Annotated in this window: 18 protein-coding genes, 3 tRNA genes and 1 pseudogene; 10 read left to right on the top strand and 12 right to left on the bottom strand. The window is 61.3% G+C overall.

All coding sequences use genetic code 11. From position 1 onward, the window contains the following. The 8 genes from ybgC to LVS58_RS14295 form a co-directional block, all read right to left on the bottom strand. Positions 1-453: a tol-pal system-associated acyl-CoA thioesterase gene (ybgC, locus tag LVS58_RS14260; protein WP_003254764.1), complete on the bottom strand. Its 453-nt coding sequence runs from the start codon at positions 451-453 to the stop codon at positions 1-3. A 125-nt stretch (positions 454-578) separates the two neighbouring features. Further along, entirely contained in the window at positions 579-1,625 is a 1,047-nt protein-coding gene (ruvB, locus tag LVS58_RS14265) for a Holliday junction branch migration DNA helicase RuvB (protein ID WP_233691623.1), read from the bottom strand. After that, complete coding sequence (ruvA, locus tag LVS58_RS14270) at positions 1,622-2,239, bottom strand: Holliday junction branch migration protein RuvA (RefSeq protein ID WP_003254768.1); 618 nt, start codon at positions 2,237-2,239, stop codon at positions 1,622-1,624. The genes ruvB and ruvA overlap by 4 nt, the downstream gene beginning before the upstream one ends. Positions 2,240-2,348: 109 nt before the next feature. Further along, on the bottom strand, positions 2,349-2,873 hold the full coding sequence (gene ruvC, locus LVS58_RS14275; protein WP_010952366.1) for a crossover junction endodeoxyribonuclease RuvC: 525 nt from the start codon (positions 2,871-2,873) through the stop codon (positions 2,349-2,351). 184 nt (positions 2,874-3,057) lie between these two features. Next, a complete protein-coding gene (locus LVS58_RS14280) occupies positions 3,058-3,804 on the bottom strand; it encodes a YebC/PmpR family DNA-binding transcriptional regulator (RefSeq protein ID WP_003254770.1) in 747 nt (248 codons plus the stop codon). Positions 3,805-3,918: 114 nt separating this feature from the next. Beyond that, the gene (aspS, locus tag LVS58_RS14285) at positions 3,919-5,694 is read right to left on the bottom strand and encodes an aspartate--tRNA ligase (RefSeq protein WP_004575741.1); all 1,776 of its coding nucleotides are present in this window, start codon (positions 5,692-5,694) and stop codon (positions 3,919-3,921) included. A gap of 93 nt (positions 5,695-5,787) precedes the next feature. Continuing rightward, entirely contained in the window at positions 5,788-6,009 is a 222-nt protein-coding gene (locus LVS58_RS14290; RefSeq protein ID WP_003254776.1) for an FmdB family zinc ribbon protein, read from the bottom strand. A 94-nt stretch (positions 6,010-6,103) separates the two neighbouring features. Further along, complete coding sequence (locus tag LVS58_RS14295) at positions 6,104-6,433, bottom strand: ribbon-helix-helix domain-containing protein (protein WP_233691624.1); 330 nt, start codon at positions 6,431-6,433, stop codon at positions 6,104-6,106. Between the two features lie 129 nt (positions 6,434-6,562). Here LVS58_RS14295 and LVS58_RS14300 point away from each other — a divergent pair. Both LVS58_RS14300 and LVS58_RS25125 read left to right on the top strand, forming a co-directional pair. After that, positions 6,563-6,660, top strand: a pseudogene (locus LVS58_RS14300) (DNA starvation/stationary phase protection protein); the annotation flags it as partial. Between the two features lie 255 nt (positions 6,661-6,915). Beyond that, positions 6,916-7,512 carry a cold-shock protein gene (locus LVS58_RS25125; RefSeq protein ID WP_325175982.1) on the top strand — a complete coding sequence of 199 codons (597 nt, stop codon included), beginning with the start codon at positions 6,916-6,918 and terminating at the stop codon, positions 7,510-7,512. 122 nt (positions 7,513-7,634) lie between these two features. Here LVS58_RS25125 and LVS58_RS14310 read toward each other — a convergent pair whose 3' ends face one another. After that, positions 7,635-7,841 (bottom strand): SlyX family protein, encoded by a 207-nt coding sequence (locus LVS58_RS14310; RefSeq protein WP_233691625.1) that lies wholly within the window; start codon positions 7,839-7,841, stop codon positions 7,635-7,637. Between the two features lies 1 nt (position 7,842). Next, positions 7,843-8,262, bottom strand: a complete 420-nt coding sequence (locus tag LVS58_RS14315) for an HIT family protein (RefSeq protein ID WP_233691626.1) — start codon at positions 8,260-8,262, stop codon at positions 7,843-7,845. Positions 8,263-8,952: 690 nt separating this feature from the next. On the opposite strand from LVS58_RS14315, the gene LVS58_RS14320 reads away from it, so the two are divergent. The 3 genes from LVS58_RS14320 (at position 8,953) to LVS58_RS14330 (ending at position 13,068) form a co-directional block, all read left to right on the top strand. After that, positions 8,953-10,218 carry an OprD family porin gene (locus LVS58_RS14320; RefSeq protein WP_233691627.1) on the top strand — a complete coding sequence of 422 codons (1,266 nt, stop codon included), beginning with the start codon at positions 8,953-8,955 and terminating at the stop codon, positions 10,216-10,218. Between the two features lie 160 nt (positions 10,219-10,378). Continuing rightward, entirely contained in the window at positions 10,379-12,094 is a 1,716-nt protein-coding gene (locus LVS58_RS14325; RefSeq protein ID WP_233691628.1) for a proline--tRNA ligase, read from the top strand. Positions 12,095-12,114: 20 nt separating this feature from the next. Next, positions 12,115-13,068 (top strand): hypothetical protein, encoded by a 954-nt coding sequence (locus LVS58_RS14330; RefSeq protein WP_233691629.1) that lies wholly within the window; start codon positions 12,115-12,117, stop codon positions 13,066-13,068. 26 nt (positions 13,069-13,094) lie between these two features. Here LVS58_RS14330 and dinB read toward each other — a convergent pair whose 3' ends face one another. Next, positions 13,095-14,153 carry a DNA polymerase IV gene (gene dinB / locus LVS58_RS14335; protein WP_233691669.1) on the bottom strand — a complete coding sequence of 353 codons (1,059 nt, stop codon included), beginning with the start codon at positions 14,151-14,153 and terminating at the stop codon, positions 13,095-13,097. 221 nt (positions 14,154-14,374) lie between these two features. Between dinB and LVS58_RS14340 the strand changes: the two genes are divergently transcribed. From LVS58_RS14340 to LVS58_RS14360, 5 genes are all read left to right on the top strand, one after another. After that, a tRNA-Met gene (locus LVS58_RS14340) sits at positions 14,375-14,451 on the top strand. A gap of 134 nt (positions 14,452-14,585) precedes the next feature. Further along, positions 14,586-14,662 (top strand) — tRNA-Met (locus LVS58_RS14345). Positions 14,663-14,796: 134 nt separating this feature from the next. Further along, positions 14,797-14,873 (top strand) — tRNA-Met (locus LVS58_RS14350). Between the two features lie 261 nt (positions 14,874-15,134). Continuing rightward, positions 15,135-17,777: a bifunctional lysylphosphatidylglycerol flippase/synthetase MprF gene (mprF, locus tag LVS58_RS14355; RefSeq protein ID WP_233691630.1), complete on the top strand. Its 2,643-nt coding sequence runs from the start codon at positions 15,135-15,137 to the stop codon at positions 17,775-17,777. Next, on the top strand, positions 17,777-19,069 hold the full coding sequence (locus LVS58_RS14360) for a virulence factor family protein (RefSeq protein ID WP_233691631.1): 1,293 nt from the start codon (positions 17,777-17,779) through the stop codon (positions 19,067-19,069). The genes mprF and LVS58_RS14360 overlap by 1 nt, the downstream gene beginning before the upstream one ends. Positions 19,070-19,117: 48 nt before the next feature. On the opposite strand, the gene LVS58_RS14365 is transcribed toward LVS58_RS14360, so the two are convergent. Further along, positions 19,118-21,028, bottom strand: a complete 1,911-nt coding sequence (locus tag LVS58_RS14365) for a potassium transporter Kup (RefSeq protein ID WP_233691632.1) — start codon at positions 21,026-21,028, stop codon at positions 19,118-19,120. Positions 21,029-21,064: the final 36 nt, after the last annotated feature.

Genomic DNA, 21,064 nt, shown 5'->3' on the forward strand with positions numbered 1-21,064 from the left:
TTATTCTCCTGCATTCGATTGATTACCCGAGCCGTCCGCCGCAAAGGCGTCGCGCAGCTGGGGGGGTAGGGCTCGGGGTTTGAAAGTGTCGGCGCGCACGGCAGCCACCAGGAACTGCCCTTCGCAAAGCAGCGTTTCATCCTTTTCCCGCCAGACCTGCTGTACGAAACGCAAGCTGGCGCGATTGAGTTCAAGTACTTGCGCGGTCACCCGCAATTCGTCATCCAGCCGCGCCGGCGCGTGATAGCGCGCTTCGCTGGAATGGACCACGAACAGCAGGTTGTCTTCAGCCAGCTGCGACTGGGAAAAGCCCAGGTGCCGCAGGCGTTCGGTGCGCGCGCGCTCCATGAATTTCAGGTAGTTGACGTAATACACCACGCCGCCCGCATCGGTATCTTCGTAATAGACGCGACACCGGTGTGCGAACGGTTCGAGCTGATTTTGCGCGCGCATACTCTAGTGCTTACTCCTCAGCTTGCCAATCCGCTGTGGCAACTGTTTTTTCTTCATTAATGTCTTATTGCCAGCGCACCAAGGGCATGCCAGCGGTAGGACCACGAAAAGTCGCTTTTGATCTGTCATTCATCGCCTGGCTCGGAAATATCGCCCCCCTCCCCCAGGCGCCCGGGAATATTCAGCCCAAAGTGCAGGTAGGCATGCCGGGTAACCACGCGGCCGCGTGGCGTGCGCATGATGTAGCCCTGCTGAATCAGGTACGGCTCAAGCACATCCTCGATGGTATGACGCTCTTCGCTGATGGCGGCAGCCAGGTTGTCCACGCCCACCGGCCCCCCGTCGAATTTCTCGATCATGGTCAGCAGCAGGCGACGGTCCGAATGGTCGAAACCACGCTCGTCGACATCCAGCAGGTTCAGCGCCATGTCAGCCACGGCTTTGGTGATCTGGCCCTTGCCGCGCACCTCGGCGTAGTCACGCACGCGGCGCAGCAGGCGGTTGGCGATACGCGGCGTGCCACGGGCACGGCGAGCAATCTCGTAGGCACCTTCGTCTTCGATGGCCAGGCCAAGGATGTTGGCCGAGCGGCTGACGATGGTGCTCAGGTCCTTGTCGCTGTAGAACTCCAGGCGCTGGACGATACCGAAGCGGTCACGCAGCGGGTTGGTCAGCATGCCGGCACGGGTAGTAGCTCCCACCAGGGTAAAGGGTGGCAGATCGAGCTTGATAGAACGGGCTGCCGGGCCTTCGCCGATCATGATGTCGAGCTGGAAGTCCTCCATGGCCGGGTACAGCACCTCTTCGACAACAGGCGACAGCCGGTGGATTTCGTCGATGAACAGCACGTCGTGCGGTTCGAGGTTGGTCAGCATGGCTGCCAGGTCGCCGGGGCGCTCGAGAATCGGCCCCGAAGTGCTCTTTACCGACACGCCCATTTCATGGGCGATGATGTTGGCCAGGGTGGTCTTGCCCAGGCCGGGCGGGCCGAAGATCAGCGTGTGGTCAAGCGACTCGCTGCGGCCGCGGGCGGCCTGGATGAACAGCGCCATCTGCTCGCGCACCACTGGTTGGCCGATGTACTCGTCCAGGCTCAGCGGGCGAATCGCACGGTCCTGGACTTCTTCGCGGTCGCGGCCACTGGCGGCGATCAGGCGGTCGGCTTCGATCACTTGGAAATCATCCCTTTCAGGCTGCGGCGGATCAGCTCTTCACTGCTCAGGCCGGCCTTGTCCTTGATCGCGGCAATTGCCTTGCTGGCTTCCTGCGGCTTGTAGCCGAGCGAGACCAAGGCACTGACTGCATCGGCCTCGGCACTGGACTCGCTGGCGACCGGTAAAGGCCCATCGGACACCAGGGTGAACATGGCCGGCGAGGTTTCCCAGGCCTTGAAACGGTCCTTGAGCTCGACCAGCAAGCGCTCGGCGGTTTTCTTGCCGACGCCCGGCACGCGCACCAGGGCCGAGGTGTCCTGGGCCTGCACGCAGCGCACCAGTTCATCCACTTCCAGCCCGGACATCAGCGCCAGGGCCAGCTTAGGCCCTACGCCGTTCAGGCGGATCAGCTCGCGGAACAGCTCGCGCTCGCGTTTTTCGGCAAAGCCGTAGAGCAAGTGGGCATCTTCGCGCACGACCAGGTGGGTATGCACCGTGACGGTTTCACCCACTTTGGGCAGACGGTACAGCGTGGTCATGGGAACTTCCAGTTCGTAACCCACGCCGTTGACGTCGATAATCAGGTGGGGCGGTTGTTTTTCCGCCAGGGTGCCGCGCAAACGTCCAATCACGTTCCGATCCTTCCTCTCGGGGAGCCGGTCAAAGACCGCTCAACCCTATCAGCAAATGCAGCGGGTGAATGCATCACCCGAACAAAATGTGTATCAGCGCATGAAGCGCTTACAGACGCAAGCGCCCGCCGCGACGCCGCGCTGTGGTCAAGCCATGCGGCACCAGGCTGGAGCGGGTGTGGGCGTGACACAGAGCGATAGCCAGGGCGTCGGAAGCGTCGATCTGCGGTTTTTGCGTCAATTTCAGCAGGTGCATGACCATCATCATCACCTGCTCCTTGTTGGCCCCACCCGTGCCGGCCACGGCCTGCTTGACCTGGGTGGCGCTGTACTCGGCGATCTCCAGGCCGGCTTCGGCGGCGGCGACGATAGCCGCGCCACGTGCCTGGCCAAGCTTGAGCGCCGAATCGGCGTTGCGGGCCATGAACACCCGTTCGATGCCCATGGTCACCGGGCCGTGCTGGGCAATGATTTCACTGACACCACGAAAAACAATCTGCAGCCGCTCGTGCAGCTCACCGCTGCCGGTGCGGATGCAGCCCGACGCCACGTACTCGCAACCTCGGGCGGTCTGGCGTACTACGCCATAGCCGGTGATGCGCGAGCCGGGGTCGATACCTAGAATCAGAGTCATAAAGCCCGTCGAAAAAATGATGCATCTCTACAAACTGCACCGGCCCTTTCGCGGGTAAACCCGCTCCTTCAGGTACTGCACCCCATTTGAAATGGGCGCAATACCTGTAGGAGCGGGTTTACCCGCGAAAGGGCCGGCACAAGCGCTATCAAACGCTCAGCGTTGGCACAAATGCCAAATCACCCTAGCCCAGGTTCTCCATGATCTCATCGGAAATCTGGGCGTTGGAGTAAACGTTCTGCACGTCGTCCAGGTCTTCGAGCATGTCGATCAGCTTGAGCACCTTTTCGGCACCGTCCTGGTCGAGCTCGGCACTGGTGGTCGGCTGCATGACGATTTCCGCGTCAGCGGCCTTGAAGCCAGCCTCTTCCAAGGCGTTACGCACGGCATAGAAGCTGTTGAACGAGGTGAACACGTCGAACGAGCCGTCGTCGTTGGCGACCACGTCGTCGGCATCGGCTTCCATTGCCGCTTCCATCAACGCGTCCTCTTCCACGCCCGGGGCAAAGCTGATCTGGCCTTTGCGCTCGAACAGGTAGGCCACCGAACCGTCAGTACCCAGGTTGCCGCCACACTTGGTGAAGGCATGACGCACGGCCGCGGCGGTACGGTTGCGGTTGTCGGTCATGGCTTCGACCATGATCGCCACGCCACCTGGGCCGTAACCTTCGTAGCTAAGCTCTTCGACATTGTCGCTTTCATTGGTGCCAGCACCACGGGCCACGGCACGGTCGATAATGTCGCGGCTCATGTTGGCGCCCAACGCCTTGTCCAGCGCCAGGCGAAGGCGCGGGTTGGATGCCGGGTCAGGGCCGCCCTGTTTGGCAGCGACCGTCAGTTCGCGGATCCACTTGGTGAAGACCTTGCCTCTCTTGGCATCCTGGCGCTCTTTGCGGTGCTTGATGTTCGCCCACTTGGAATGACCAGCCATAACGACTCCGAATCCTTTGAATCACAAACGGCCCCGCCCCATGACGGGGCGGGACGGGAAAAAACCTGCGTCGAAACGCAAAGGCGCATCCATTTGGATGCGCCCGGGGACTGCTTACTCGACCTTGGTCTGTTCGCGCAGTCGGATATGCAGCTCGCGCAGGGCCTTGGCGTCGACCATGCCAGGGGCCTGGGTCATGACGCATGCGGCGCTCTGGGTTTTCGGGAACGCGATCACTTCACGGATCGACTGGGCGCCGGTCATCAGCATGACCAGACGGTCCAGACCGAACGCCAGGCCACCGTGAGGCGGTGCCCCGAACTTCAGGGCGTCGAGCAGGAAGCCAAACTTCTCTTCCTGTTCTTCTGCCTCGATACCCAACAGACGGAATACCGCCTGTTGCATCTCTTTGCGGTGGATACGGATCGAACCGCCGCCCAGCTCGGTACCGTTCAAAACCATGTCGTAGGCACGGGACAGGGCAGTGGCCGGGTTGGCCTCGAGCTCTTCCGGAGTGCACTTCGGCGCGGTGAACGGGTGGTGCAATGCAGTGAAGCTGCCGTCTTCGTTCTCTTCGAACATCGGGAAGTCGACGACCCACATCGGCGCCCACTCGCAGGTCAGCAGTTCGAAGTCGTGACCCAGACGAATACGCAGCGCACCCAGGGCCTCGCTGACTACCTTGAACTTGTCGGCACCGAAGAACACGATGTCGCCGTCTACGGCGCCAACGCGGTCGAGGATATTGTTGAGGTTGGCCTCAGGGATGTTCTTGACGATCGGCGACTGCAGGCCTTCGACGCCCTTGGCGCGCTCGTTGACCTTGATGTAGGCCAGCCCCTTGGCGCCGTAGATACCGACGAACTTGGTGTACTCGTCGATTTTGCTGCGCGGCATGCTGGCACCGCCTGGCAGACGCAGGGCGGTAACACGGCACTTCGGATCGTTGGCCGGACCGGCGAACACCTTAAAGTCAACATCCTTCAGCTGGTCGGCAACGTCGACCAGTTCCAGCGGAATACGCAGGTCTGGCTTGTCGGAGCCGTAGCGGCGCATGGCCTCTTCGAAGGTCATGTGCGGGAATTCGCCGAATTCCAGGTCGAGCACTTCCTTGAACAGCTTGCGGATCATGCTTTCGGTCAGGCCCATGATCTCGCTTTCATCGAGGAAACTGGTCTCGATGTCGATCTGGGTGAACTCCGGCTGACGGTCGGCACGCAGGTCTTCGTCACGGAAGCACTTGGCGATCTGGTAGTAACGGTCGAAGCCAGCGACCATCAGCAGCTGCTTGAACAGCTGTGGCGATTGCGGCAGGGCGAAGAAGCTACCGGCGTGGGTACGGCTTGGCACCAGGTAGTCGCGCGCGCCTTCCGGGGTGGCACGGGTGAGGATCGGGGTTTCGACGTCGAGGAAGCCGTTTTCGTCGAGGAAGCGGCGGATGCTGCTGGTGATGCGCGAGCGCAGGCGCAGCTTGTCGGCCATTTCCGGGCGACGCAGATCGATGAAGCGATAACGCAGGCGGGTTTCCTCGCCGACGTCGGAGTATTCGTTCAGGGGAAACGGCGGGGTTTCAGCTTCGTTGAGCACGTTCAGCTGGTAGCCGAGGATCTCGATGGCACCGGAAGCCATGTTGGCATTCACTGCACCTTCAGGACGCTTGCGGACCTTGCCGGTGATCTGCACGACGTATTCGCTGCGCACACGGTCGGCGGCGGCGAAGGTTTCGGCGCGATCCGGGTCGAACACGACCTGGGCCATGCCTTCGCGGTCACGGATGTCGAGGAAGATCACCCCGCCGTGGTCGCGGCGACGATGGACCCAGCCGCAAAGGGTGACTTCCTGGCCGTCCAGGCTCTCGTTCAGTTGGCCGCAATAATGGCTGCGCATCATGATGGTGGTTTCGCTTCTCGTGATTCGTGTATTCGGTGGAGGCCTTGGCCGCCCGGAGGGCTAATACTGCAAGACCCGGTCACAGCATTCAACTCAGTCGGCCTTGTCGCCGCCTGCCAGATTCTTTTTCGCCCCGGTCTTGAAGTCGGTTTCGTACCAACCGTTACCGCTCAGGCGAAAGCCTGGCACCGACAGCAGCTTTTTCAGTGCCGGCGCCTGACAGGCCGGACAATCGGTCAGCGGCGCGGCGCTGATCTTCTGCAGCACTTCCATGCGGTGCTCGCAGGACGCACATTGATAGTCATAAAGGGGCATGGGTGTCTCTCGTCAACCATAACGCTGGCTGCCGGGGGGCAGCAAAAAGCGGGATTATATATGGTTAGCAAGCACTGCGCAGCCCGCCAGGCGATCAGCGCACGCTTGGCCGGTCCTGCAGCCACGCCACGCAGATTACCCGGATCAGCCCGCTGAAATTGCGCACGCCGCCCTGGCGCAGGTGCACCTCGCGGTCCACGTAGGACAATACCGCACTGACCGAACAGCGGTTGGCAGCGGCGATGCGCTCAAGGATACCCCAGTAGACAGCCTCCAGGCGCAGACAGGTAGAAAAGCCGTTGAGCCGCACCGAACGGGACACCGGCTGCGTCTGCAACATGTCGAAGTCCGTCTTGAACGGGTCGATGCATTGTTTTGCTGGCCAGTTGCCCCGGCCAGCCATACGCTTGCTCGCTTGCGTCATACGCCACACTTCCTCGTCACAGGTACCAGGTGGCCTATGAAGCGCTGACGGGCGAGCTTAAAGCAGCGGCAAAATGTTCCTTCGCAAATACCAGGTTACCAGTCGGATCCTGTGGGAACAGGCGATGCGGAGGTGAGTGACGAGCCAACCGCCGACCTGCTGGCTCAGCACATGCAGATACACGAGAAAACGCCTGGATGCTGCGGGTACTGCTCGACGACAAGTAACCGTTTGTTCACCACGACTGCCAGCGCCAGTTCGTTGTACTGCTCATCGAACATCAGGCGCAATACATTGCCCACTGGGCGGCCTGCGGTTTGAGTAGGCTGCGGCTTTACTGTTAAATAGGCACGGTGCCACCCGTGCGGACTGTTATTGCCGGGTGCATAGGCTGGCCTGCCACGTGTTCGCGCTCTATCTCTCATGCGCACCGTGCTGCCAGCTCTTCCTGTGATCGGCCTTATCAACAGTGAGCCAACCCCATGTTCAAGATCGTCCATCTGGTGACGGGCGTGGCAGCTTTGCTGCTATCGCTCATACCCAGCCTGAAAACCGATGCGACACCCTTCCTGCAACAACCTGACGCGGTCTACCTGGCCCTGCTCGGCCTGCTCAACCTGGTGCTGGCCCCGGTCGTGCCACTGTATCATCGCGGCGCGCGGCAACAACTGCAGCACCTGGCCTGCGCCCTGCTGGTGGTCGCCGTCGTGCTGCAGACCCTGACGCTACTGGCCCGCCCGGAAATGGGCAACCTGGCAGCCCTGGTGTGTGCGGCGCTGGCCGTCGCCCTGCATCTGGCCGTGGGCTTTGCCCGCAGCCCGCGCAAGGCACGCAGCAGTCAACAACACGTGGCACAGGATGCCGGCAACCGTGATACCGGCACCGTCAAATGGTTCAACACATCGAAAGGCTTTGGTTTTATCTCCCGAGATTCGGGTGATGACATTTTCGTGCACTTTCGAGCCATCCGCGGCGAGGGCCACCGCATTCTGGTCGAAGGCCAGCGCGTGGAGTTTTCGGTGATGCACCGCGACAAGGGCCTGCAGGCCGAAGACGTGGTTGCAGTAACCCGCCGCTGACCAACGGCTGACCGAGCCGACGCTATCAACGGCAAGCCAGCGCCCACAAGGGCCGTGCTGCCCCTGAAGGCAGCATCAAACCTGCGAGGGCTGGCTTGCCGGCGATAGCGGCCTGGAACAACTCAATAATGAGGAGGCGGGGCCTCCTCCCCTTCGCTGCCATACTGGCCAACCATCTCTTCATGACGCTTGATCAGCTCGGCGATCTGCAATTGCAGCCGCTCGATCACCCGCGACTGCTCCACCACCACGTCATTCAGCGCCTGGATAGCGTCATCCTGAAACGCCTGCCGGGTTTCCAGTTCGACCATACGCATGTCCAGTGTCATCTCAGGCCTCTTGGTAGCCAGCAAGTTGCAGCCCGCGCAGGCGCTGGCGAACAGCTTGCAGTTGATCATCGGTGTAGCCCACAGGCGCACACTTGCCCCATACCGGTGCCGGCCACGCAGCGTCATCGCGCTGGCGCACGATCACATGCATGTGCAACTGGCTAACCACGTTGCCCAAGGTAGCCACGTTCATCTTGTCGGCCCCATAGCTGGCCTTCAGCGCTTCTGCCAACAAGGTGGTTTCCTGCCACAACTGCTGTTGCTCTGCCGCATCCAGCTCGAACAGCTCACTGACGCCAGCGCGCTTGGGCACCAGAATGAACCATGGGTAATTGGCATCCTTGCTCAGCAGCAACTGGCACAGCGGAAACTCTCCCAACACCAGCGAATCCTGCTGCAAACGCGAATCGAGGACGAACACGGCATATCTCCTTCAGGCAATACCATCCCGCTTCAGGCGGAAAACAGGCCAGCAAGGATACCTTGCACACTCCCGGTAACACAGCGCTACTTTTCGCACCAAAATGAGGCCACCTGCCACCCTCCCCACACTGACCACCCCACAAACGACGCTGGATGAACAAGTTGCGGTAACACCTTGACTCCAATGGCAGGTTTTTAAAATTTAATGATTCTCGATCCCAAAAATCGCTCAAGCAGCCTTCGTCCCGTATTTACGGCACTTTCCGACCCCCGGTAGCGGTGTTTGTGAAAATTTCATGAACTGTTGTGAATTTTGAGCACGCTTGTTGCATTCCCTTCACGCCAAGTCGGCACGGCATCTGCAGTGGCAGCTGTACGCGACAAATAACCACAGCGACACGGGTTACCAGGGAGTTTCCTGAACCGGAATCGGCAGTTACCGATTCATTACGGTGACAGGAACAGCGCTTAGGTTATACGGCCCTTGAACCGGGGCGTGATTTGCGACATGGAAATACTTAAAAGCGACAAGGTGAAAAAGTTCCGCAAAGAGTGCTTATAGCCATATCGCCAACAACAGTCTGCGTGCTATACATTTTCGCCGACATAAAAAGAAAGAGCTGCACCATATAACTAAAAGACTTGGACGCAGCGGTACTCTTCCTAAAAACCAAAGGAGCAAATCACGATGCGCGTGATGAAGTGGAGCATGATCGCCCTGGCCGTTTCGGCAGGGACCTCGCAGTTGGCAATGGCCTCGGCACAGGACGAGTCCAAAGGTTTCATCGAAGACAGCAAGCTGAGCGTCAAGACCCGCATGCTGTATTTCAGCCGTGACTTCCGCAACAACGAAGGCGGTCAGAGCCGTCGCGAAGAAACCGGCCTGGGCTTTGTCGGCACCTTCGAGTCCGGCTTCACCCAAGGCACCGTGGGTGTGGGTGTCGACGCCATCGGCATGCTCGGCCTGAAACTGGACAGCGGCAAGGGCCGTGCCGGTACCGGCCTGTTCCCGACCGGTTCCGACGGCCGTTCGCAGGATGACTACTCCAAGGGCGGCGGCGCGGTCAAATTCCGCATCTCCAACACCGTGCTGAAAGTGGGTGACCAGTTCACCGCGCTGCCTGTCTTCGCCACCGATGACAGCCGCCTGTTGCCAGAAATCGCCCAGGGCACCCTGATCACCAGCAACGAGATCGACGGGCTGACCCTGCACGCTGGCCATTTCACCAGCCTGACTGCCCAGGAACAAACCAACCGCGACAGCTTCGGCCTGAAGGAAGCCAACGTGGTCGGTGGTACCTACGCCTTCACCGACAACCTCAGCACCAGCCTGTACTACTCGAAGGTTGAAGACTACTGGCGCAAATACTACGCCAACGTCAACTGGGCGCTGCCAATCTCCGACAATCAAGGCCTGGTGTTCGACTTCAACATCTATGACACCAAGAGCGAAGGCTCTGCCGAGTACCGCGCCTTCGATGGCGAGAAGCTGGACAACCGCGCGTTCAGCCTGTCGGGCGCCTACAACATCGGCGCTCACACCTTCACCCTGGCCTACCAGAAAGTCACCGGAGACGGCGACTATGGTTATGGTATCGACGGTGGCGGCACCATCTTCCTGGCCAACTCCGTGGCCCGTTCCGACTTCAACGCCGAAGACGAGAAATCCTGGCAGGCTCGCTACGACCTGAACTTTGCCGAATACGGCATTCCAGGCCTGACCTTCATGACCCGTTATGTACGCGGTTCCGACGCCAACGTCGCCGGCACCACCAACGGCAAAGAATGGGAACGCGACGTCGACATCAAGTACGTGCTGCAGGAAGGTCCGGCGAAAGACCTGAGCTTCCGCGTGCGTCAGGCCACCTACCGTTCTTCCGATGGTGTCTACTACGATTCCCCATCGATCGACGAACTGCGCCTGATCGTGGAGTACCCGCTGAGCATCCTGTAAGCCTGGCTTGCAGTGCCCCGCACCTGAAAAAGCCCGGCAAACTCGCCGGGCTTTTTCTTGGCTGACAAGTGTCACGCCCTGGGGCATCCTGTACGCCTTCGTTTCCCCCCCGTACAATGCGGGGCTATTTCAACGTCTTAGGCAATCGACACGGCTAACCATGCGCACCAGTCAATATTTGCTCGCCACCCAGAAAGAAACCCCTGCCGACGCAGTGGTCATCAGCCATCAGCTCATGCTGCGTGCCGGCATGATCCGCAAACTGGCCTCCGGCCTGTACACCTGGCTGCCGATGGGCTTGCGGGTAATGCGCAAGGTCGAAGCCGTGGTGCGTGAGGAAATGAACGCCGCCGGCGCCCTGGAGGTGCTGATGCCGAGCATTCAGCCCGCCGAGCTGTGGCAGGAGTCCGGTCGCTGGGAGCAGTACGGCCCTGAGCTGCTGCGCCTGAAAGACCGCCACCAGCGCGACTTCTGCGTGGGCCCTACCCATGAAGAAGTGATCACCGACCTGGCCCGTAACGAGCTGTCCAGCTATAAGCAGCTGCCGCTCAATCTGTACCAGATCCAGACCAAATTCCGTGACGAGATCCGCCCGCGCTTCGGCCTGATGCGTGGCCGCGAGTTCATCATGAAGGACGCCTACTCGTTCCATGCCGACCAGGCTTCCCTGCAGGAAACCTATGATCGCATGCACCAGGCGTACAGCAATGTGTTCACCCGGCTGGGTCTGGACTTCCGCCCAGTGCAGGCCGATACCGGCTCGATCGGCGGCAGCTACTCGCACGAGTTCCACGTGCTGGCCGAGTCTGGCGAAGACGACGTGATCTTCAGCGACAGCTCCGACTATGCCGCCAACATCGAGAAAGCCGAGGCTATCCCGCGTGAAACCGTGCGCCCTGCCCCTACCGAGGAGCTGCGCCTGGTCGACACCCCGAACGCCAAGACCATCGCCCAGTTGGTGGAAAACCACGGCCTGCCGATCGAAAAGACCGTCAAGACCCTGATCGTGCGCGGTGCCGAAGAGGGCAAGCTGATTGCCCTGATCGTCCGTGGCGACCACGAACTGAACGAAATCAAGGCCACCAAGCTGGAACAGGTTGCCGACCCGCTGGTCATGGCGACCGAAGCCGAACTGCGCGACGCCATTGGCGCCGGCGCCGGCTCGCTCGGCCCGCTCAATCTGCCACTGGAAATCATCATCGACCGCTCGGTTGCCCTGATGAGCGACTTCGGCATTGGCGCCAACATCGACGACAAGCACTACTTCGGCGTCAACTGGGAACGCGACCTGCCAGTGCCACAGGTTGCCGACCTGCGTAACGTGGTCGAAGGCGACCCAAGCCCGGACGGCAAGGGCACCCTGGTGATCAAGCGCGGCATCGAAGTGGGCCACATCTTCCAGCTGGGTACCAAGTACAGCGAGGCGCTGAAGTGCCAGGTGCTGGGCGAAAACGGCAAGCCGGTCGTGCTGTCGATGGGTTGCTACGGCATTGGCGTATCCCGCGTGGTTGCAGCTGCCATCGAGCAGAGCTATGACGACAAGGGCATCATCTGGAACGACGCCCTGGCGCCATTCCAGATTGCCCTGGTACCGCTGCGCTACGAAACCGACGTGGTCCGCGAAGCAACCGACAAGCTGTATGCCGAACTGACGGCCGCCGGCTATGAAGTGCTGCTGGACGACCGCGACAAGAAAACCAGCCCAGGCATCAAGTTTGCCGACATGGAGCTGATCGGCATCCCACACCGCATCGTCGTCAGCGATCGCGGCCTGGCCGAAGGCAACCTGGAGTACAAGCACCGCACCGAGCAGGACGCCCAGGCGTTGCCGCTCAATGAAGTGCTGACCTTCCTGCAGGCCCGCGTTCGCCGCTGATAACCAATGCACGAGTGATCATGTTCAAGCGAAGTACCTTTACCCTGGGGAGTGCCGCACTGTGCGGCACCCTGCTCGTCAGCGGCTGCGCCAACCAGATGTCCCAGCGCAGCGACCATGAGGAGCGTGTCGAGCGCAAATTGCTCGAGCATACCCTGCAGATCGATGTCGGCGAGCCGAAGGTGATGGAGCTTCCGCAGCGACGTGTGCGCGTGCATGAGCAAAAGCGCTTCGAAGTCACCGAATTCGAAGTGACCCGTCGCTATGACCGCTACACGCCTTACCAACCCTGGCGGGAGATCTACGAGATCCCGCTGGGTGCAGTGGCCGTGGTGGCGGGTGTCGGCGCCAATGTGGTCAACGTCTTCGCTCTGGGTAACCTGCCGCAAAGTATCACCCACGACTGGCTCAGTTATGGCGTGGATGGGCTCAACCCGTTCATGAACGTGCCATCCAACGGCCGCGCCCAGCAGAACCTGGCCGGGATCAGCGAAGTGCAGAAAGGCAAGCGGGAGGAATCCACCAGCCTGCCCTGGAGCGAGCGCCTGGTCGAGGTCAGGGCCGGCAAGATGACCCACGAGCTGACCACCGACCGCAACGGCGTGCTGCGCCTGAACCTGCTCGACAGCCCGTTCTCCGAGCAGAACCTCAACCACGTCGGCACTTTGCACCTGCAAGTACTTGACGAGGACAATGCGGTACGAGGCGATGCCAGCCTGTTGGTCAGCGCTACCCTGCGCAATAAGCTGCTCGAAGCCCATGAACTGATCTTCGATGACCTCGAAGATGATGATGTCGGCCAGTGGGTGCACCGCGTCAAGCGCCTGTCCGAGCTGGGCCTTGAAGAGGAAGCCAGTGAAATGGAACAGAGCCTGATCGAGCTGACCCGCAACGATCCGGAGCTGCAGCAGGAGTTCTTGCAGTCGCTGACCAAGGCCACTGGCCGATTGGTGGCTGATCCAGGCGTGCATTAACAGAAGGGGCTGCATTGCAGCCCCTTTCATTTCGGCGGGAACAGCTCCAGCTGTTCATGCGCGCCCCGCAAGTCACGCAACCTCACCCCTACCCCTAGCAAGCGTACCGGCTTGCCGCCACGGGCGAACGCCTGCCCCAGCAATTGCCGATAACTCTCCAGGTCCCGACCCGCCCCGGCCTGTTCCATTGTGGTCTGGCTGAAGTCATGGAACTTGACCTTGACGAACGGTTTGTCTGGCCGGTAACTGCTGTCCATTCGGGCGATGCGTTCGTTCAGGCTATCCAGCAGCTCTGGCAGCCGCGCCAGGCAACTGGCCAGGTCTGGCAGGTCGGTGTCGTAGGTGTTTTCCACGCTAACCGACTGGCGTCGGCTGTCGTTATGCACCGCACGCTCATCGATCCCCCGCGCCAGCCCCCACAACCGCTCGCCAAAACTGCCAAACTCGCGCACCAATGCCAGCCGTGACCACTCACGCAAATGCAGGCAGGTTTCTATCCCCAGCCGCGTCAGTTTGTCGGCCGTCACCTTACCCACCCCATGCAACCTGGCCACCGGCAAGGCTGCAACGAACGTTTCCACTTCAGTTGGGGTAATCACGAACAGCCCATTGGGTTTGCGCCAGTCACTGGCGATCTTGGCCAGAAACTTGTTAGGCGCCACACCAGCCGACACGGTGATATGCAAGGTGCGGGCAACACGCCGGCGAATATCCTCGGCGATGCGCGTGGCGCTGCCCGAATACCACTGGCTGTCGCTTACATCCAGATAGGCCTCGTCCAGGGACAAAGGCTCGATGAGCTCCGTGTAGTCGCGAAAGATCGTGTGGATTTCCCGCGAGGCCTCCCGGTAGGCCTCGAAGCGCGGCTTGACGATCAACAGATCCGGGCAGAGCTTCAGCGCATGCCGGGATGACATGGCCGAGCGCACACCATAGGCACGCGCTTCATAGTTGCAGGTGGCGATTACCCCGCGATGGTCGGGCGAGCCCCCCACCGCCATGGGGCGACCGGCCAGGCGCGGGTCGTCACGCATCTCGATCGCAGCGTAAAAACAATCGCAGTCGACGTGGATGATCTTGCGCAAGGACATGGACGACCGTCAGCACTGTAAATTCATACAGATAGTATCGCATGCGCCCTGCTCTGAAACAGCTCACCCGCCTTGCTACACGATAATCGGCCTGAAAGCCCCGCCGTGGCTGAGCTGTACACTGTTATGAAGCGCTAAGGGTTTGAACAAAAAAGGTTTTTCCAAAACAATTGCTTGACATCGGAGCGTAAATCCGTAGAATTCGATCTCACAGGCGCGGGATGGAGCAGCCTGGTAGCTCGTCGGGCTCATAACCCGAAGGTCGTCGGTTCAAATCCGGCTCCCGCAACCAGATTCGAGAAAAGGCCACTGTTAACGCAGTGGCCTTTTTCTTTGCCTGCTGATAAGCGCCTTCGAAAAAATATCGAAAAATCAACGCCTAGCGCTTGACATACAAACTACACGCTGTAGAATCCGCCCCACTGACGCGGGATGGAGCAGCCTGGTAGCTCGTCGGGCTCATAACCCGAAGGTCGTCGGTTCAAATCCGGCTCCCGCAACCAGATTCAAGAAAAGGCCACTGTTAACACAGTGGCCTTTTTCTTTGCCTGCTGATAAGCGCTTTCGAAAAAACATCGAAAAATCAAAGCCTAGCACTTGACATGCACACCACACGCTGTAGAATCCGCCCCACTGACGCGGGATGGAGCAGCCTGGTAGCTCGTCGGGCTCATAACCCGAAGGTCGTCGGTTCAAATCCGGCTCCCGCAACCATATTCGTCAGAACAAACCCCGCCTGTGTAAAAGCAGCGCGGGGTTTGTTGCTTTATATCTCCCTGATTTTTGTCGTCTCGATTTCCCCGCTCCTCATGCCAACCCGCAGGCTTGAGATGTCGTGCCCAGGATGAACTATCTTTAACCCGGCCAAGCCGCTGCAAACGCCTGAGGCCGGAGTAACATTGGATACGTTTTTCTAAGGGACTTTCACTTGGCCGCACCTTTCCTTCACCTCGCGCTGCATGCCCGGGGCAACTCATGACTTCGCACAATCCCGAACCTCCGGTGCCACTCGCTACGGCGCTACCCGGTGCTGTGCAGCGCCTGCCCCTACTCGAACGCCTGAGCCGCTACCGCCAGCCCATAGGCCTGATGGTGACCCTGTTACTGTTCACCATGGCCTTGATTGCCTGCCGCCACCTGCTGAGCGAGCTGGACATCTATGCCTTGCACGATGCCATGCTCAGCGTGCCGGCCCCGTCATTGCTGGGCGCCTTGCTGGCAACGGTGATCGGCTTTGTGATCCTGCTGGGCTACGAGTGGTCGGCCAGCCGCTATGCGGGCGTGAAACTGCCAGCAGGCAGCTTGGCACTGGGCGGTTTCAGCGCCTTTGCCATCGGCAACGCCATCGGCCTGTCGATGCTCTCTGGCGGCTCGGTTCGCTATCGCCTGTACGCACGGCAAGGGCTTGGTGCTGGCGAAGTCGCACGCATGACTGTGTTTGCCAGCCTGTCACTGGGCTGCGCGCTGCCGCCCCTGGCCGCCTTGGCGACATTGAGCAACCTGCCGGCGGCCTCGACAGCGCTCGGCTTGGCGCCCAGCCTGCTGGCAGCTGTTGCCAGCGCCGTGCTGGTGGTGTCTGCCTTACTGGTAATTGGCTTGTACCGCCGCCGCCTGGCCGAGCAACCGGCGGCCAACAACCTGCTCGTTCAACTGGGGCGGCGCACACTTCGCCTGCCGGATGCACGCCTGGCGGCCCTGCAATTGCTGATTACCGCGCTGGATGTGGCGGCGGCCGCCACCGTGCTCTACCTGTTGTTGCCCCAAGCCCCTCCTTTCGGCGCGTTCGTGCTGGTGTACCTGCTGGCCTTGGCTGCGGGCGTGCTCAGCCACGTACCGGGCGGCGTCGGGGTGTTCGAAGCGATCCTGCTGGCAGCCTTTGCCGACCAGCTCGGTGCCGCACCGCTGGCGGCTGCCTTGCTGCTGTACCGGCTGATCTACGTGGTACTGCCACTGCTGCTGGCCTGCGTGTTGCTGCTGGCCAACGAAGCCCGACGTCTGCTGTTTGCGCAACAGGCCATCAAGGCCGCTTCGGGTCTGGCCGCACCGATCCTGTCGATTCTGGTGTTCCTGTCCGGCGTAGTGCTGCTTTTTTCCGGTGCCACGCCCGAGATAGATACGCGCCTGGAGCATATGGGCTTCCTGGTGCCACACCGTCTGATCGATGCTTCTCATTTCGGCGCCAGCCTGATCGGTGTGCTATGCCTGCTGCTGGCCCAAGGCCTGCGTCGGCGCCTGTCCGCCGCCTGGCTACTGACCACCGTGCTGTTGCTGGTCGGCGCCCTGCTGTCGCTGTTGAAGGGTTTTGACTGGGAAGAGGCTTGCCTGCTGACCTTTACCGCCGCCCTGCTCGCGCTGTTCCGCCGCTCGTTCTATCGCCCCAGCCGACTGCTGGAGCTGCCCTTCTCGCCGGTTTTCCTGGTGGCCAGCGCCTGTACGGTGGGCGCATCAGTGTGGCTTCTGCTGTTCGCCTACCAGGATGTGCCTTACAGCCATCAGCTGTGGTGGCAATTCACCCTCGATGCCGATGCGCCACGAGGCCTGCGCGCCGCCATGGGCAGTGCCTTGCTGCTGGCTGCCGTGGCACTGACGTGGCTGCTGCGCACAGCGCCGCCAGTGATCCACCTGCCCGATGAAGAAGAGCTGCAACGCGCCAACCGTATCCTGCAGGCCTCCGACCAGCCAGACGGCGGCTTGGCGCTGACGGGGGACAAGGCGTTGCTGTTCCACCCGCGTGGCAACGCGTTCCTCATGTACGCCCGGCGCGGCCGCAGCCTCGTGGCGTTGTACGACCCGATAGGCCCGGCCCAGGAACGCGCCGAGATGATCTGGCAGTTCCGCGACCTGTGCGACTTGCACCACGCACGCCCGGTGTTCTACCAGGTGCGCGCAGAGAACCTGCCGTTCTACATGGACATTGGCCTGACCGCGTTGAAGCTCGGTGAAGAAGCCCGGGTCGACTTGCGCCGCTTCGACCTTGAAGCCAAAGGCAAGGAGATGAAAGACCTGCGCTACACCTGGAACCGCGGCGGACGCGATGGCCTGAGCCTGGAGATCCATGAACCCGGCCATGCCCCGCTGGCTGAGCTGAAGGAAATTTCCGACGCCTGGCTCGGCGGCAAGAACGTGCGCGAGAAAGGCTTCTCGCTGGGGCGCTTCAGCCCAGACTACCTGCAGCACTTCCGCATAGCCCTGATTCGCTTCCAGGGCCGCCCGGTAGCCTTCGCCAACTTGCTGGAGACCCACGGGAACGAGCTGGCCAGCCTCGACCTGATGCGTGCGCACCCCGAAGCGCCAAAGCTGACCATGGAGTTCATGATGATCGGCTTGATCCTGCATTACAAAAGCCATGACTACGGGCGTTTCAGCCTGGGCATGGTGCCGCTGTCCGGCCTGCAACCCAGGCGCGGCGCCCCCTTGACCCAGCGCTTGGGTTCGCTGGTGTTCCGCCGTGGTGAACAGCTTTACAACTTCCAGGGGCTTCGACGCTTCAAGGACAAGTTCCAGCCGGACTGGGAACCCCGCTACATGGCCGTGCCAGCCGGGCTCGACCCGCTGGTCGCACTGGCCGACACCGCCGCCCTGATTGCAGGCGGCCTGACTGGATTGGTGAAACGCTGATGACCCGACGCTTTTGGCTGTACCTGCTGGTTCCCCTGCTGCTGGCCGCCCTGGGTGGTGCGCTGGCCTTCTGGCTGTGGACGCGCCCGGCCCCCGAGGCGCGCCTGGAGCAAATCAGCATCAATGACACCAGCATCACCCGTGTTACCCCTGGCGTGCACCCCAAGGCACGGGTTGCCATCGGCGTGCCACAAGACCAGGCACTGACGGGCAAACAACTGCTCGACTTGAGCCAGGCCGGTGAAGCCCAACTGGTGCAGGTGATTCTGCCGCCTGGCGACTGCAGCAAGCAGCAACAGGCCATGGACCAGGCGCTGACCCAACTGCAGGAAAAACCGACCTTGGTCGCCGGCATCGGCCCCGGTGCCGCCCAGGCCTGGCGCTGGCTGGCCAGCCAGAACGATGACAAGGCGCGGGCCATTTCCGTGGGTTTCACCCTGGAACAGCCTGACTGCCAGGCACCGCTGCCCAAATCGGCAGCCCATGGCCACTGGAACGTCGCCTGGAACGACAACCCGGATGACGCCAGCGCCGCCTTCGTGCGCGACCAGGCCAACGCCGAAACCAGCATCAGCGACTACGACATTCACTTGCCACAAGTGCTCAAGGCGCAACTGACCCAAGCCCTGGTAGGCCGTGAAGGTAACGCACTGGCCATCCCGGTGGTCGAAGTGCCGGCCGGGCAAACCACAGACACGGTTACCTTGTTCCTCTCTGGTGATGGCGGCTGGCGCGACCTGGACCGCGACGTGGCCGGGGAAATGGCCAAGCTGGGTTACCCGGTGGTGGGCATCGATACGCTACGCTACTACTGGCAGCACAAAACCCCGGAACAAAGCGCCGCCGACCTTTCCGAGCTGATGCATCACTACCGGCAGAAGTGGGGTACCAAGCGCTTCGTATTGACCGGTTATTCGTTCGGCGCCGACGTGCTGCCGGCGATCTACAACCGCCTGCCAGTCGAGGACCAGCAGCGTATCGACGCGGTGGTGCTGCTGGCCTTTGCACGCAGTGGCAGCTTCGAGATCGAAGTCGAGGGTTGGCTGGGCAAGGAAGGCCAGGAAGCGCCAACCGGGCCGGAAATGGCCAAGCTGCCAGCGTCCAAGGTCGTGTGCGTATATGGCGTCGAGGAAACCGACGAGAGCGGTTGCACGGAAAAGACGGCAGTGGGTGAGCGCCTGAAACTGCCGGGTGGTCACCACTTCGACGAGAACTACCCGGCACTCGCCAAGCGGTTGATTGGCGAGATCGAGACGCGCCAAGGCAAGTCCAGCGTAGCTGAGCAGAACTGACAAGGGTCAGGGCCACTATGCGGCCCTGACCCTGTTGTATAAACCGATTCAGATCTCGACCTGCGTCCCCAGCTCGATCACCCGGTTCAACGGCAGGTTGAAGAAGCGCAGGTTGCCGTTGGCATTTTTCAGCAAGAACGCGAACAGGTTGCCCCGCCAGCGCGACATCCCCTCCAGCCGTGACGCGATCACCGTCTCGCGGCTGAGGAAGTAGGTGGTGCGCATTGGCGTGAAGTCCAGGTCATCCAGATGACACAACTTCAACGCGGCAGGCACGTCCGGCTCATCCATGAACCCAAAGTGCAGCAACACACGGAAGAATCCGTCGCCATAGGCTTCCACCTCGAAACGCTCTTGTTCTGGCACCCGGGGCCGGTCTTCGCTGACCACAGTCAGCAGCACCACCTGGCTGTGCAACACCTGGTTGTGCAACATGTTGTGCAACAGCGCATGCGGCACGGCATCGGAGCGCGCAGTCAGAAACACTGCCGTCCCCTCGACCCGGTGCGGTGGCTGAATGCGGATGCTGCTGATGAACAATGGCAATGGCAGCGCCCCTTCATCGATGCGCTCAACCAGAATCTGCTTGCCGCGCTTCCAGGTGCTCATCAACAGGAACAGCACACCACCGGCCAACACGGGGAAGGCACCACCCTGGACGATTTTCGGTACATTGGCGGCGAAGAACAGCCCGTCGACAAACAGGAAGCCGACCAGAATCGGCACTGCAAGCAGCGGCGGCCACTTCCACAGCAGCAGCATCACCGCGGACACCAGGATGGTGGTCATCAGCATGGTACCGGTGACCGCCACCCCGTAGGCTGCCGCCAGAGCGCCCGAGGATCCGAAACCGATCACCAACAGCACCACGCCCACCATCAGCGTCCAGTTCACTGCACCAATGTAGATCTGCCCCTGCTCGTCGCTTGAGGTGTGCTGAATCTGCATACGTGGGATATAGCCCAGCTGGATGGCCTGACGTGTCAGGGAGAAGGCCCCGGAAATCACCGCCTGCGAGGCGATAACCGTGGCCATGGTGGCCAGCCCGACCAAGGGCAGCAGCGCCCAGCCCGGCGCCAGCAGGTAGAACGGGTTGCGCGCGGCCTCCGGGTTTTGCAGCAGCAGTGCACCCTGGCCAAAATAATTGAGCACCAGCGCCGGGAGCACCAGGATGAACCAGGCCCGTGCAATCGGCTTGCGGCCAAAGTGCCCCATGTCGGCGTACAGCGCCTCGGCACCGGTCAGCGCGAGTACTACCGCCCCGAGAATGGCCACGCCAATACCGGGGTGCACCACGAAGAAGTTGACTGCCCAGCCTGGGTTGAAAGCCTTGAGTACTTCCGGGCTCTGCGAGATGCCATGCACACCCAGCGCGCCCAGCACCACGAACCAGGTCACCATGATCGGACCAAACAGCTTGCCGATCTTCTCAGTGCCGTGTTTCTGCACCAGGAACAGCGCCACCAGCACCACCAGCGAAATTGGCACCACCCAGTGGTCGATGCCGTCGAAGGCCAGGCCCATGCCCTCCACCGCCGACAGCACCGACACCGCCGGTGTGATCATACTGTCACCATAGAATAGCGAAGCGCCGATCAAGCCACAGATCACCATCAGCGTGCGCAGCCGCGGGTACGCCGCCGTGGCCCGCCGCGCCAGTGCGGTCAGCGCCATGGTGCCGCCCTCCCCCTGGTTATCGGCACGCAAGATGAACATCACGTACTTGAACGACACCACCCACAGCAGCGACCAAAGGATCAGCGACAGGATCCCCAGCACGCCATCATGGTTGACCGACACCCCGTAACCGCCGGTAAAGACTTCCTTGAGGGTATACAACGGGCTGGTGCCGATATCGCCATAAACCACCCCGACCGCCGCCACGAGCAGGCCCACCGACCGTGACACCCCCTGCTTCCCCTCGTGCCCGCCCTCAGCGTGACTACTTGCCTGAACCATCGACCACTCCCGCAAACGGCCATTACGGCCCTTGGT

This window comes from Pseudomonas sp. JR33AA (assembly GCF_021378985.1).
Lineage (GTDB): Bacteria > Pseudomonadota > Gammaproteobacteria > Pseudomonadales > Pseudomonadaceae > Aquipseudomonas > Aquipseudomonas alloputida.

Coding starts and splice junctions, on each gene's coding strand:
- LVS58_RS14280 (WP_003254770.1), bottom strand. CDS start 3,804: ATGGCTGGTCATTCCAAGTGGGCGAACATCAAGCACCGCAAAGAGCGC.
- aspS (WP_004575741.1), bottom strand. CDS start 5,694: ATGATGCGCAGCCATTATTGCGGCCAACTGAACGAGAGCCTGGACGGC.
- LVS58_RS14325 (WP_233691628.1), top strand. CDS start 10,379: ATGCGCACCAGTCAATATTTGCTCGCCACCCAGAAAGAAACCCCTGCC.
- LVS58_RS14290 (WP_003254776.1), bottom strand. CDS start 6,009: ATGCCCCTTTATGACTATCAATGTGCGTCCTGCGAGCACCGCATGGAA.
- LVS58_RS14360 (WP_233691631.1), top strand. CDS start 17,777: ATGACCCGACGCTTTTGGCTGTACCTGCTGGTTCCCCTGCTGCTGGCC.
- ybgC (WP_003254764.1), bottom strand. CDS start 453: ATGCGCGCGCAAAATCAGCTCGAACCGTTCGCACACCGGTGTCGCGTC.
- LVS58_RS14295 (WP_233691624.1), bottom strand. CDS start 6,433: ATGACGCAAGCGAGCAAGCGTATGGCTGGCCGGGGCAACTGGCCAGCA.
- LVS58_RS14320 (WP_233691627.1), top strand. CDS start 8,953: ATGCGCGTGATGAAGTGGAGCATGATCGCCCTGGCCGTTTCGGCAGGG.
- LVS58_RS25125 (WP_325175982.1), top strand. CDS start 6,916: ATGTTCAAGATCGTCCATCTGGTGACGGGCGTGGCAGCTTTGCTGCTA.
- LVS58_RS14365 (WP_233691632.1), bottom strand. CDS start 21,028: ATGGTTCAGGCAAGTAGTCACGCTGAGGGCGGGCACGAGGGGAAGCAG.
- LVS58_RS14310 (WP_233691625.1), bottom strand. CDS start 7,841: ATGACACTGGACATGCGTATGGTCGAACTGGAAACCCGGCAGGCGTTT.
- ruvC (WP_010952366.1), bottom strand. CDS start 2,873: ATGACTCTGATTCTAGGTATCGACCCCGGCTCGCGCATCACCGGCTAT.
- LVS58_RS14330 (WP_233691629.1), top strand. CDS start 12,115: ATGTTCAAGCGAAGTACCTTTACCCTGGGGAGTGCCGCACTGTGCGGC.
- mprF (WP_233691630.1), top strand. CDS start 15,135: ATGACTTCGCACAATCCCGAACCTCCGGTGCCACTCGCTACGGCGCTA.